The organism is Burkholderia sp. MSMB1835 (assembly GCF_001526365.1).
GTDB lineage: Bacteria > Pseudomonadota > Gammaproteobacteria > Burkholderiales > Burkholderiaceae > Burkholderia.
This window is the reverse complement of the sequence record NZ_LOYP01000015.1, coordinates 229054-241667: the sequence shown is the minus strand read 5'-3', so window position 1 is coordinate 241667 and position 12614 is coordinate 229054. Positions and strand designations below refer to the sequence as shown.

Here is a 12614-nt window from a genome sequence, read left to right as displayed (position 1 = left end):
GGGACTGCAATTCTCGCGCGGGGCGTCCGATTCGCGTCGGCGGGCGGCCAGATCGACCGCCGACTCGTTGCCCACGCCGCATTGCTGCGGCCGCACACGAAAATCCGGCGTCAGTTTAGCGTTGCGACGGCGAAATCGGGTTGCGTAACCCGCTCATGCAAACCCTACATTATGATATAAGATTGCATCCAGGAGACAGATGAGGAAACAAAAATGCCTGAACCGGTCCTCGATCGCATCGATCGCCATTTGCTGTCGGTGTTGCAGGAGAACGGCCGCGCGTCGAACCTCGACCTGGCGAAGGCGGTCGGCCTGTCGCCCGCGCAGACGTTGCGGCGCCACCGGCGGCTGGAGGAGATCGGCGCGATCCGCCGTTACGAAACGCGGCTGTGCCCCGATACGCTCGGGTTCGGCGTCACCGCGTTCGTGCACGTGACGATGGAGCGTGGGCATATCCGCGATTTGTCGAAGTTCCAGAAACTCGTGTCGGATCTCGCGCAGATTCAGGAATGCTTCTCGGTGACGGGCGACATCGACTATGTGCTGAAAGTCGTCGCGCACGATCTGAAAGGGCTGTCGACGTTCCTGCTCGAAACGCTGATGCGCATTCCCGGCGTGAGCGGCGTGCATTCGAGCGTGTGCCTCGACGAGATCAAGTGCACGAGCGCGATGCCGGTGGAAAGCTGACGCGCCCGGCGCGCAGGGTCGATGCGTTCAGCTCGCCGCCTCGAACGCACCGATCAACAACGCTCCCGCCGCAATCACCGCGCAACCGGCGGCCCGGCGCGGCGTCAGCCGCTCGGCGAGGTAGATGCGCGCAATCAGCGCCGCGAAGACCACGCTCGTCTCCCGCAGCGCCGACACCGGCCCCATCGGCGCGCGGTCCATCGCCCAGATCACGATGCCGTAGGCGAGCGCCGCGAATACGCCGCCGCATGCGGCCTTCGCCGTCTCGTCGACCGCCTGCGTCAACCGCAGCGGCCCCACCCGCAGCCTGTAGTACGCGGCCATCAGCGCGCCCGTCAGCACGAACATCCACGCGGTATAGCCGACCGTGCTGCCGCTCTCGCGCACCCCGATTCCGTCGACCACGCTGTACGCGGCGATCGACACGCCGGTCGCGAACGCGGTCGGCAGCACTTGCGTCATCCGGTGTTTCGCGCCGCGCCGGCGTTCCAGCCCGATCGCCATGATGCCCGCGCAGATCAGCACGAGCCCGCATTGCGCGCCGATGTTCAGGCGCTCGCCCGCGAACGCCGCCGCGCCGAGCGTGACGAGCAGCGGCGCCGTGCCGCGCGCGACCGGATATGCGACGCTCAGGTCGCCGTGTTCGTACGCGCGGACGAGCAGCAGCGTATAGACGACGTGGATCACGGCCGACGCGACGACGCACAGCCAGCTCGCCGGCGCGATCGGTGCGGCAGCCGGCAGGAACAGCAGCGCGAACAGCCCGATCGCGATCTGCAGCACCGTGGCCGAACGCAGCCGGTCGCCGCTGCTGCGCACCAGCGCATTCCATGACGCGTGCAGGAACGCCGCACACAGAACGGCGAACAGAACCGGAATCGGCACGCTGAAACCTCCCTGACGGTCAAGCTGCGCGATGCGCGGCAGGCGTTCATCGTATGAATGCGTCACCGGATTGTCAAAAAAGCGACCGACGGCCCGCCGTAAAGAATTCGGCCGCGTGCTCGGTCGCCCGCCCCGCAACGCGGGCGCCGCGCGCGGCCTGCGCGCTGCCCCATGTGACACGAAGGTTGCCGGCGGTCCACCCCTTTCCGTTCTCTTTCGCCTCGCACTGCGGCGTAATGGAATCGATACCACGGCGCAACCGTCGCGAAAACACTCCGTCCCCATATCTTCATACGCAACTGTTCCAATGCGCGTGCTCCCTCACGAGCTTCGCGCCGAACCGACACGGCGACGGGGCCGTTCTCCACCATCGAAGACCTTACCCTGGAGTTTCCCGATGTTCCGTCAAGCCTTGCTCGTCACCGCCTGCGCAGCCGCAGCGCTGGCGCTGTTCGCCTGCGGCGGCAGCGACGATTCCACGCCGGCGCCCGCCGTGTCGTCGCAGGATGCGCTGCAGACCGCCACGCCGATCAAGCACGTCGTCGTGATCTACGGCGAAAACATCTCGTTCGACCACTACTTCGGCACCTATCCGAACGCGACGAACCCGTCGGGCGAACCGGCGTTCACCGCGAAACCCGGCACGCCGACGCCGAACGGTCTGACGGGCACGCTGCTCACCGCGAACCCGAACTTCACGAACACGGCCAACGGCACCGACGCGGCGAACCCGTTCCGCCTCGACCGCACGCAGGCCGCGACGGCCGACCAGAACCACGCCTACACCGCCGAGCAGCAGGCCGAGGACAACGGCCTCGCGGACCTGTTCCCGAAGTACACGGGCAAGGGCTCGTCCGGCGGCGCCGGCGCGTTCGGCACGAAGGGCCAGGTGATGGGCTACTTCGACGGCAACACGGTGACCGCGCTGTGGAACTACGCGCAGCGCTTCGCGATGAGCGACAACACGTACACGACGGTCTACGGCCCGTCGACGCCGGGCGCGCTGAACGTCGTGGCAGGGCAGACCAACGGGATGCAGATCGTCAAGACGTCGAAGCAGCCGTCGACGCTCGCCGCCAGCTCGTACTACATCAACGACGGCCAGGGCGGCTTCACGATGATCAACGACGTCGACCCGGGCTTCGACGTGTGCTCGAGCACGACCGACCAGGCGATGATGTCCGGCAAGAACATCGGCGACTTGCTGAACGCCGCGAAGATCACGTGGGGCGGCTTCATGGGCGGCTTCAACCTGTCGACGACGAACGGCAACGGCACGACGGGCTGTGCGCGCAGCACGGTCGCCACCGCCGTGAACGCCGCGACCGCCGACTACATCCCGCACCACAACTGGTTCCAGTACTACGCGTCGACCGCGAACCCGCAACACACGCGCCCGAGCTCGATCGCGGCGATCGGCTCGAGCGTCGAGGCCGACGGCAAGACCGCCGAACCGGCGAACCACCAGTACGACACGGACGACTTCTTCGCCGCCGTGAAGGCCGGCAACTTCCCGTCGGTCAGCTACCTGAAGGCGCCGGCCGCACAGGACGGGCATGCCGGCTATTCGGATCCGCTCGACGAGCAGGCGTTCGTGACGAAGGTCGTCAACTTCCTGCAGCAGCAACCGGACTGGCAGAACACGGCCGTGATCGTCACCTATGACGACTCGGACGGCTGGTACGACCATGTGTACACGTCGCCGACGCACGCGTCGTCGGACCCGGTCGATCAGCTCAACGGCGCCGGCAAGTGCGGCACGGGCGGCACCACCGGCGTGAACGGCGCGACCGTGAACGGCCGCTGCGGCCCGGGCGTGCGCATTCCGCTGGTCGTGATCTCGCCGTATGCGAAGCAGAACTACGTCGATCACACGATGCTCGACCAGTCGTCCGTCGTGCGCTTCATCGAGGACAACTGGCTCGGCGGCCAGCGTATCGGCGGCGGCTCGTTCGATGCGACGGCGGGCGACCTGCGCAACCTGTTCGACTTCACGTCGAAGCCGAACACGACGCCGCTCTATCTCGACCCGACGCTCGGCACCGTATTGAGCGCCGCACCGTCGATCTGACCGTCGCGGCCTGACCGCATGGCCGGCGCATGGCGATGCGCCGGCCGTTTCCATTTCAACGCGCCGCTTTGCGCGACACCCGTTTTTCGACCGACAGCATGACAGCTCGCCCCGCGTTTCCGTCTCCCGATGCCGCCGGCACGCCCGCGCCGCGCGCCCCTTCCCGCCTGCTGCGCCGCACGGCATTCGTGCTCGGCGCGGCCGCGATCGGCTATGGCGCGTTCGCTATCGCGTTTCCCGCGCGGGTACCCGCGGCGATCGGCACCGTGGTCGCCGACTGGACCGGCGCGAACCCGCATCCGGTCGTACTGCAACGGCCCGCCGTGCAGCCGCTGTCGGCGGTCGCCCAACTCGGGCGCGCGCTGTTCCACGATCCGTCGCTCTCGGCGTCGGGCAAGCAGTCGTGCGCGTCGTGCCACAGCCCCGATCATGCGTACGGCCCGCCGAATGCGCTCGACGTGCAGCCGGGCGGCCTCGCGATGACGCAGCAGGGCTATCGTCCGCCGCCGTCGCTGATGTATCTGTACCGCCAGCCGAATTTCAGCATCGGCCCCGATGCCGGGGAAAACGACGCCGCGCCGAGCGTCGCGCAGCAGGCCACGGCGGCGGCCGGCGTCGTCAAGGCGCAGAAGGTGGCCGGCACGTCGGCCGCGCCGCAGCTCGTGCCGCAGGGCGGGATGTTCTGGGACGGTCGCGCCGACACGCTGCAGCAACAGGCGTTCGGCCCGCTGCTGAATCCGGTCGAGATGGCGAACGCGAGCGTCGACGACGTCGCGCACAAGCTCGCGCAGTCGTCGCATCGCGCGCAACTGGAGCAATTGTTCGGCGCGCGCGTGTTCGACAGCCCGCAGCTCGCGGTGTCGGAGGCGATGTTCGCGATCGCGCGCTATCAGGTCGAGGATCCGTCCTTCCATCCGTACGACAGCAAGTACGACCGCTGGCTCGAAGGCCGTGCGCGTCTCACGCAGGCCGAACTGCGCGGGCTGCGCCTGTTCAACGATCCGGACAAGGCGAATTGCGCGGGCTGTCATTTGTCGAAACCCGGCAAGGACGGGCTGCCGCCGATGTTTACCGATTACCAGTACGAGGCGCTCGGCGCGCCGCGCAACCGCGCGCTCGCGCAGAACCGCAACCCCGCGTTCTACGATCTCGGCGTGTGCGGGCCGTTCCGCGACGACCTGAAGGACCAGACCCAGTACTGCGGAATGTTCCTGACGCCGACGCTGCGCAATTCGGCGACGCGCCACGTGTTCTTCCACAACGGCGTGTTCCACACGCTCGACCAGGTGATGGCGTTCTACAACGAGCGCAGCATCTCGCCGCAGAAGTTCTATTCGCGCGGCGCGGACGGCAAGGTCGACGAATACGACGACATTCCGCCGAAATATCGCGCGAACGTCGACGTGACCGATGCGCCGTTCGATCGCAAGCCCGGCGACAAGCCCGCGATGACGGCGCAGGACATCAAGGACATCGAAGCGTTTCTCGGCACGCTGACGGACGCGCCGGCGCAGCGCTGATTGCCGGCCGGGCGTCGTCAGGACAGGCTGTCGAGCAACCGATACCAGGCGACCCCGGCCGCGATATAGAAGCGCTGCAGCCCGTGCAACGGAATCGGCCGGATCGGCGTGACGCGGAACGGCAGCGGCAGTCGCGCATCGCCCGACAGATGCGCGGCCAGATGCTTGCCGAGCGTCGTCGCCATCGCGATGCCGCGGCCGTTGTAGCCGAGCGCGATCGTCACGCCCGGCGCGGGCTCGTGCACGTGCGGCAGGAAATCCGCGGTGATCGCGACGCGCCCCGCCCAGCGGTATTCGAACCGGACGCCCTTCAGTTGCGGATACAACAGCGTCGTCGCGCGTTCGAGGTGGCGCCAGTCGCTCGGCGCGCGCGGGTCGGCGAACGGGCCGCGGCCGCCCATCAACAGGCGCCCGGCCGCGTCGCGGCGGAAGTACAGCAGCAGACGCCGCGCATCCGATGCGACTTCGCCACCGGCGAGGATGTCGCGGCCAAGCGCCGGCGCGAGCGGTTCCGTCGCGACGATGAAGCTGTTCGCGGCGATCACCGACTGGCGCAAGCCGGGCCACAGCCCGTCCGTGTAGCCGTTGGTCGCGATCACCACGCGCTCGGCCGACAGCGTCGCGCCGCCGGACGTCGCGATCCGCCAGCGGCCGTCGGCGCGTGTCAGCCCGACGGCGCGGGTCGAGCCGTGCACGACCGCCCCGCTCGCCTGCACGGCGCGCACGAGGCCGCGCGTATAGCTGAGCGGCTGCACGCTGCCCGCGCGGCGATCGATCCAGCCGCCCGCATACGCCCGCGTGCCGAGCCGTCGCGCGACGTCGTCGCGGCCGAGCACGTCGACCGGCGCGCCGCGCGCGGCCCACTGCTGCGCACGGCGTGCGACCGTGTCGAGCATCGCGGCGGTCGGCGCCGGCTGGATCCAGCCGTGACGGCGCGCATCGCAGTCGATTCCGTGGCGCGCGATCAGGTCGAACACGGTATCGGCGGCGCCGCCGACGAGGCCGGCAAGCTGCTCGCCGGCCTCGTCGCCGAACCGGCGAACGAGTTCGTCCGGGTCGTATTTCAGCCCGGGAATCACTTGCCCGCCGTTACGGCCCGATGCACCCCAGCCCGGCTGCGCGCCGTCGATCACGCGGACGTTCGCGCCGCGTTCGGCCAGGTGAAGTGCGGTCGACAAACCCGTGAATCCGGCGCCGACGATCGCCACGTCGCACGACGCGGACGCGTCGAGCGCGGGCGTATCGGGCGCCGGCGCGGCGGTCGCCGCCCACAGCGAATCCGGCCACCGTGCGTCCGGCCATCCGGGTGTCGCGTTCGTTGCGCTCATGTTCGATCCGGGTTGTCCGCGCCGTCCGACGCCAGCAGGCGACGCAGAAATTCCTGCGTGCGGGGATGCGCGGGCTGCGTGAGCACCTCGCGCGCCGGTCCGCTTTCGCAGATGGTCCCGTCGTGCAAGAAACACACGCGATCGGCCACCTCGCGCGCGAATGCCATTTCGTGCGTGACGACCACCATGGTCATCCCGTCGCGGGCGAGCCCGCGCATCACGCCGAGCACTTCGCCGACGAGCTCGGGGTCGAGCGCCGACGTCGGTTCGTCGAACAGGATCGCCTGCGGCTCCATCGCGAGCGCGCGTGCGATCGCGACGCGCTGCTGCTGGCCGCCCGACAGTTCCGACGGATACGCGTTCATCCGGTGCGACAGCCCGACCTTGTCGAGCAGCGCGCGAGCCTGTTCGCGCGCCTGCGCGGCCGGCCTCCGTCGCACGTGCACGGGCCCTTCCATCACGTTCTCGAGCGCCGTCCGGTGCGCGAACAGGTTGAAGCGCTGGAATACCATGCCGACCCGCATCCGCAATTCGTGGATCCGTTTCGAATGCGCGTCGACCTTCACGCCGTCGATCGTGATCGACCCTTCGTCGTAGGTCTCGAAACCGTTGATACAGCGCAGCACGGTCGACTTGCCGGACCCGGACGGCCCGATCAGGCACACGACTTCGCCCGGCTGCACGTCGAGGCTCACGCCCTTCAGCACCGCGTGCTGCTGAAACCGCTTGTGTATCGAATCGATCCGGATCATGCGCCTCTCCTCAGTGCGAGCCGCTTGCCGAGCCGGTTCACGCCGAACATCAGCGGCAGGCCGAGCGCGAGATACAGCAGCGCGACGAGCGTGTAGACGCTCATGTTCTGGAACGTCGACGACGCGATCAGCTGGCCGGCGCGCGTGATTTCCGCGACCGTGATCGTCGACGCGACCGACGAATCCTTCAGCAGCATCACCAGCGTGTTGCCGTACGGCGGCAGCGCGATGCGAAACGCCTGCGGCAGTACCACGCGCCGCATGATCATCGGGCCGCGCATGCCGATCGCGTGCGCGGCTTCGATCTGGCCGCGGTCGATCGCCTCGATGCCCGCGCGGAAATTCTCGGCCTGATACGCCGAATAGGCGATGCCGAGGCCGAGCACGCCGGCCTGGAACGCCGACAGCTGCACGCCGAGATCGGGCAGCACGAAGTACATGTAGAACAGCTGCACGATGATGGGCAGCCCGCGGATCACGTTGACGATCGCGCTGCCGGCCGTCGAGACGGCGCGATGGCGCGACACCTTCAGCAGCGCGAGAACCAGCCCGAGCACCGAGCTGAGCACGAACGCGCATGCGGTGATCTCGATCGTGACCACCGCGCCCTTCAACAGGATCGGCAGGAAATCGATCGCGTTCTGAAAAAACATGAGGTCTCCTATGCGATGGCCGGACGCTCCGTCGCCGCGAATGCGCGCGACGCGCGGGCGACGCCGGTCGGGAATCGAATGCCGACGCTCAGCTCATGTGCCACTTCTGCAGGATCTGCTGCAGCGTGCCGTCGCTCTTCATCTTGCGGATCGCACCGTTGAGCTGTTCGAGCGTCGCGGTGTCGCCCTTGCGCACGATGAAGCAGACCTGCCCCTTCACGACGCTCTGGTATTCGGGCACGAGCCGCACCTGGCGATTGACGCCGTGCTCGATCTGGTACGCGACGATCGGCTGATCGGCGAAGCCGGCCTTGATGCGCCCGAGCGCGACGTCGCGCATGATGTCGGCAATCGAATCGTAGGTCCGGACTTCCTTGAAGATGCCCTTCTTGTTGAGCGCGTCGACGAACGCCGTGCCGACCTGCGCGCCGACCACCTGGTCCTTGAAATCGTCCATCGACGTATAGCGGCCCGGATCGTCGGCCTTCACGATCAGGCCTTCGCCGAACGAGTAGACGGTGTCGGAGAAATCGACGACCTGCTGGCGCGCCGGCGTCTTCAGCATCGCGGCCGAGATGATGTCGATCTTCTGCGTGGTGAGCGACGGGATCAGCGCCGAAAACACGGTCTGCTGCACGTCGACGCGAAACCCGGCCGACTTCCCGGCCGCGGTGATCGCATCGACCATCATCCCCTGAATCGAATTGCTCTTGACGTCGAGAAACGTGAACGGCACGCCGGTGGCCGTCGCGCCGACCTTCAGCGTGGGCTCGGCCGCCACGGCGCTCGCCGATGCGGTGGACAGTGCGATGCAGGTGGCGAAACCGGCGGCCAATGCGCCGAACCGCTTGATGAACGGAACCATGGTGACTCCTTCTCGAATAATCCGGGCGCCGGCCGGTCGCTGATCGACACTGCGACGATGGTTTGATCTTAAAACGAATCAAAAACATCGCAAATAGATTTTTGCGTATCGATATTCGATACGATATGATGCGATATCGAATCGATCCCGCCCCGCCGCCATGGAAACGTCGCCCGACCAAGCAAACGATCTGCTGTTCAACCAGTCGCTGGAAAAAGGGCTGAACGTGCTGCGCGCGTTCAGCGCGAAGCGGCGCACGATGACGCTGGCGGAAGTGGCCGACGCGGCGGGGATGACGAAAAGCTCCGCGCAGCGGATGGTCTATACGCTCGAGAAGCTCGGCTACATCCGCAAGCATCCGGTCACACGGCGCTACCAGCTCACGCCGCACGTGATGCGGATCGGCTTCAACTATCTCGCGGCCGATACGTTGATCGACGTCGCGAATCCGTTCCTGTCCGAGCTCACGAACCTGACCGGCGAAACCACCAACCTCACCGAGCCGGACGAGGATGAAATGGTGTACGTCGCGCGTTTCGTGTCGACCAAGTTCGTGCCGATCCACATGCCGATCGGCAGCCGTATCCCGATGTACTGCACCGGCTCCGGCCGCGCGTTCCTGAGCGCGTTGCCGCCGGAAGAAGCACGTGTGCGGCTCGACGGCATGGCGCGCACGCCGCATACGCCGCGCACAGTCACGGCGCTCGACGATCTCGTCGCGTTGCTCGACGGCGCGCGGCGCGAAGGCTACGCGACCAACCAGGAAGAACTGTTCATCGGCGACATGTCGATCGCGGCGCCCGTGCTCGGCAGCCAGGGGCAGCCGGTCGCGGCCGTGCACGTGGTCGCGCCGACGAGCCGCTGGACGCTCGACGATGCGCGCCGCAAGCTCGCGCCGGCGGTGATCGACTGCGCGCGCGGGATCAGCAATTCGATCCGGACGCTCGAATAGCGTCGGCGAAACGGCACGCGGCGCGCCGTTGCATCGCGCAACGGCGTTCGATCGCTACTGCGGCTTCGGCGGATGCTCGGCCCGGTAGGTACGATTCGGGCGCGATACGAGTTGCTTCGCCGCGGCGTCCAGTTCCTTGCCGTGATACAGATCGATGCACTTCAGGAAGTCGAACTTCACATCCGCGACTTCCGATTCGACAACCGGATTCCGGTAGTCGCGAGCCAGATACTTCGCGACCAGCGCGTGAACGACGTCCGGCGCACGTTCCATGTCGTAGTAAGTCCAGTCGCGCAACGCACTGGTACTGCTGCCGATGTCCCTGCTCACGCCGGGCGTCTGCTCGTATGCGGTAGCCAGACACTCCGCGAGCACCATGTCCTTGAAGTTCTGGAGGTAAGTGCGTGAACCGGCCCCAGGCGACACCTGTCCGGCGTCCTTCGCCATGACCATCGCCGGTTGAAACGCCAGGCACGCCAACGCGGCAGCGACTCGGACTCCCCTCATGACAGGCTCCAAAAATTTGCGCGATCGGTACGATACCGCGTGCCCGGTTCGTTGAAGTAACAATGGTCGTAACATGTCCGCCCGTCGAACAGCGTGGCGTGCCCCTGTGCATCGCTCCACCCCGACACCTCGAACAGAATGACACCCTGTCGACCGGCAAGTGGCCCTCCGTTCGCCGGCGGATATTTGACGCCCTCAGCCTTTCCCCATCGTTGCTCGAGAAAACGAATCAAGTCCCTGACACGAAAAAAGTATTGCCGATTGTCTCTGCCCGACACCGTTTGTTCGGGGATTCTCGGCATCACCATACCGGCTTCACTCAGGATATAACTCATCCTCACCGCGCATGTGTTGCTCCATCGTTCTGTCGAATTCGGATTGTTGACGTTCTTCTCGACGTATCCACCTATCACTTTCGCGACGCGTTCACCGGAATTTGCCGGGTCGTAGATTCGCTGGGATGCCGCCCACGCAACGGCGAATGATGGTCGTTTCACTTTGGCTCCTTGTTGTTGAAATGAATTCGACTCGAGGAACGCATCGAAAACCCGCGACAGCTCATGTGCTCCGAGTACCTTCGAGTCCTTCGAATCAGGGGGCATGATGCGCGATTGAAACACTTTTGTAAGGATGGCAACTTTCCAGACGCCGATCCTTCTTCTGCTCCACCCCCTCGTTTTCCCCGATCTCGTTCGACTTGACTCCTGCGCACCGATCGACAAAACTTCGCCCATCGCAAGTGTGATCACAGATCGCAGATCAAACCCAGGAGAACCCCGCCTTGCCGCCTCGTATCGTCCCGCCCGCACTGAAAGCCATCGAACAGGAAACGATGGCCGACAAGGTCTATCAGCAACTGCGCGAAGCGCTGATGAGCGGCCGCTTCGCGCCTGGCCAGGCGCTGAGCCTGCGCAGCGTCGCGGAGGCGGTCGGCTCGTCGACGATGCCCGTGCGCGCCGCACTCACGCGGCTGCGCGCCGAACGCGCACTGGTCGACGGCCCGAATCGGGCGCTCGTCGTCCCGCCGATGACGCTCGACACGCTCGACGAGCTGCGCGACGTGCGAATCGCGCTCGAAGGCTGCATCGCCGAGCGCGCGTGCGCACGGATGACCGATGCGCAGATCGCGGCCGTGCGCAAGACCTGCGAGACGATGCAGGCGCACGTCGAGGCCGGCCGCTCGCGCGCCTACCTGCAAAGCAATTTTGCGTTCCACAGCGCGATCTACGCGCACGGCGCCAGCGAAAACACGCTCGCGATCGTCGAGAACCTGTGGATGCGCGTCGGCCCGTTCCTCAACATGGTCGCGCTCGACATCCCGCACATGCGGCGCTCGATGGACGCGCACCGCGCGATCGTCGATGCGCTCGAACGGCGCGACGGCGCCGGCGTGCGCGCCGGCATCGCGCTCGACATCGGCGGGGCCGCACACGATCTCGCCGAGACGCTGCGGGCCGAACAGACGCCGCGAACCGCGAACGCGAAGCCGTAGCGGCCGCTGGCGACGGCCGGCCTTTGCACGAGCGGCCGGCCACCCCACTAGATCAACGATGGAGACAACCCGGCATGACAGCTTCCGACCTGCTGAAACCCTATGACGGCCTGCGCGTCCTCGTGACCGGCGGCGCGTCGGGCATCGGCCTCGAAATCGCCCGCGCGTTCGCCGAATGCGGCGCGCGCGTGCACGTGTGCGACGCGTCGCAGGCCGCGATCGCGGCGCTCGCCGATCGGCCGCCGCACGCCGCGACGAGCGCGATCAGCGCAACGTTGGCCGACGTATCCGATCCGGCGGCAGTCGACCGCGTGTTCGCCGACATATCGGCCACGCTCGGCGGCCTCGACGTGCTCGTCAACAACGCGGGCATCGCCGGCCCGACCGGCGGGATCGACGAAATCGACCCCGTTCAATGGGAACAGACGGTCGCGATCAACCTGAACGCGCAATTCCAGTTCGCGCGCCGCGCGGTGCCGCTGCTGCGCGAGTCGAAACACGGCGGCGCGATCATTGCGCTGTCGTCGGTCGCCGGCCGGCTCGGCTACGCGTTCCGCACGCCGTATGCGGCCACCAAATGGGCGGTGGTCGGCCTCGTGAAGAGCCTCGCGATCGAACTCGGGCCGCTCGGCATCCGCGTGAACGCGATCCAGCCCGGCATCGTGCGCGGCCCGCGGATGCGCCGCGTGATCGAGGCGCGTGCGCAGCAGCTCGGCATCGGCTACGACGAAATGGAGAAGCGCTATCTCGAGAAGATCTCGCTGCGGCGCATGACCGATCCGGCCGAGATCGCCGCGACCGCGCTGTTCCTGTGCTCGCCGGGCGGACACGGGATCACCGGGCAGGCGATCTCCGTCTGCGGCAACGTCGAAGTGCTCTGACGCCTCCCGCATCGTTCATCG

The 12614-nt window shown here is 66.8% G+C and carries 13 protein-coding genes; 6 read left to right on the top strand and 7 right to left on the bottom strand.

Annotated elements, in window-relative coordinates; translation table 11 throughout:
• Positions 1–213: 213 nt before the first annotated feature.
• A complete protein-coding gene (locus WS96_RS07600; RefSeq protein WP_006479071.1) occupies positions 214–687 on the top strand; it encodes an Lrp/AsnC family transcriptional regulator in 474 nt (157 codons plus the stop codon).
• A gap of 27 nt (positions 688–714) precedes the next feature.
• Here WS96_RS07600 and WS96_RS07595 read toward each other — a convergent pair whose 3' ends face one another.
• Positions 715–1572 (bottom strand): EamA family transporter, encoded by an 858-nt coding sequence (locus tag WS96_RS07595; protein ID WP_059831682.1) that lies wholly within the window; start codon positions 1570–1572, stop codon positions 715–717.
• Positions 1573–1969: 397 nt separating this feature from the next.
• Between WS96_RS07595 and WS96_RS07590 the strand changes: the two genes are divergently transcribed.
• Positions 1970–3643, top strand: a complete 1674-nt coding sequence (locus WS96_RS07590; protein ID WP_034204871.1) for a phospholipase C — start codon at positions 1970–1972, stop codon at positions 3641–3643.
• A 98-nt stretch (positions 3644–3741) separates the two neighbouring features.
• Positions 3742–5163: a cytochrome-c peroxidase gene (locus WS96_RS07585; protein WP_059831680.1), complete on the top strand. Its 1422-nt coding sequence runs from the start codon at positions 3742–3744 to the stop codon at positions 5161–5163.
• A gap of 17 nt (positions 5164–5180) precedes the next feature.
• Here WS96_RS07585 and WS96_RS07580 read toward each other — a convergent pair whose 3' ends face one another.
• The 4 genes from WS96_RS07580 to WS96_RS07565 form a co-directional block, all read right to left on the bottom strand.
• Positions 5181–6491, bottom strand: coding sequence for an NAD(P)/FAD-dependent oxidoreductase (locus tag WS96_RS07580; RefSeq protein ID WP_059831576.1), 1311 nt, complete (start codon positions 6489–6491; stop codon positions 5181–5183).
• The gene (locus tag WS96_RS07575; protein ID WP_059831574.1) at positions 6488–7243 is read right to left on the bottom strand and encodes an amino acid ABC transporter ATP-binding protein; all 756 of its coding nucleotides are present in this window, start codon (positions 7241–7243) and stop codon (positions 6488–6490) included. Before WS96_RS07575 ends, WS96_RS07580 begins: the two co-directional genes overlap by 4 nt.
• On the bottom strand, positions 7240–7896 hold the full coding sequence (locus WS96_RS07570; RefSeq protein WP_059831572.1) for an amino acid ABC transporter permease: 657 nt from the start codon (positions 7894–7896) through the stop codon (positions 7240–7242). Before WS96_RS07570 ends, WS96_RS07575 begins: the two co-directional genes overlap by 4 nt.
• 88 nt (positions 7897–7984) lie before the next feature.
• Positions 7985–8761, bottom strand: coding sequence for an ABC transporter substrate-binding protein (locus WS96_RS07565; protein WP_034204875.1), 777 nt, complete (start codon positions 8759–8761; stop codon positions 7985–7987).
• Between the two features lie 160 nt (positions 8762–8921).
• Here WS96_RS07565 and WS96_RS07560 point away from each other — a divergent pair, with 160 nt between their 5' ends.
• Positions 8922–9713: an IclR family transcriptional regulator gene (locus WS96_RS07560; RefSeq protein ID WP_059831571.1), complete on the top strand. Its 792-nt coding sequence runs from the start codon at positions 8922–8924 to the stop codon at positions 9711–9713.
• 54 nt (positions 9714–9767) lie between these two features.
• On the opposite strand, the gene WS96_RS07555 is transcribed toward WS96_RS07560, so the two are convergent.
• Together WS96_RS07555 and WS96_RS31980 are read right to left on the bottom strand one after the other, a co-directional pair.
• Positions 9768–10220 carry a type VI secretion system amidase immunity protein Tai4 gene (locus WS96_RS07555; RefSeq protein WP_059831569.1) on the bottom strand — a complete coding sequence of 151 codons (453 nt, stop codon included), beginning with the start codon at positions 10218–10220 and terminating at the stop codon, positions 9768–9770.
• On the bottom strand, positions 10217–10969 hold the full coding sequence (locus tag WS96_RS31980; RefSeq protein ID WP_257127957.1) for a type VI secretion system amidase effector protein Tae4: 753 nt from the start codon (positions 10967–10969) through the stop codon (positions 10217–10219). Before WS96_RS31980 ends, WS96_RS07555 begins: the two co-directional genes overlap by 4 nt.
• Before the next feature lie 32 nt (positions 10970–11001).
• On the opposite strand from WS96_RS31980, the gene WS96_RS07550 reads away from it, so the two are divergent.
• Together WS96_RS07550 and WS96_RS07545 are read left to right on the top strand one after the other, a co-directional pair.
• On the top strand, positions 11002–11712 hold the full coding sequence (locus WS96_RS07550) for a GntR family transcriptional regulator (protein WP_034204877.1): 711 nt from the start codon (positions 11002–11004) through the stop codon (positions 11710–11712).
• A gap of 74 nt (positions 11713–11786) precedes the next feature.
• Positions 11787–12593, top strand: a complete 807-nt coding sequence (locus tag WS96_RS07545) for an SDR family oxidoreductase (RefSeq protein ID WP_059789461.1) — start codon at positions 11787–11789, stop codon at positions 12591–12593.
• Positions 12594–12614: the final 21 nt, after the last annotated feature.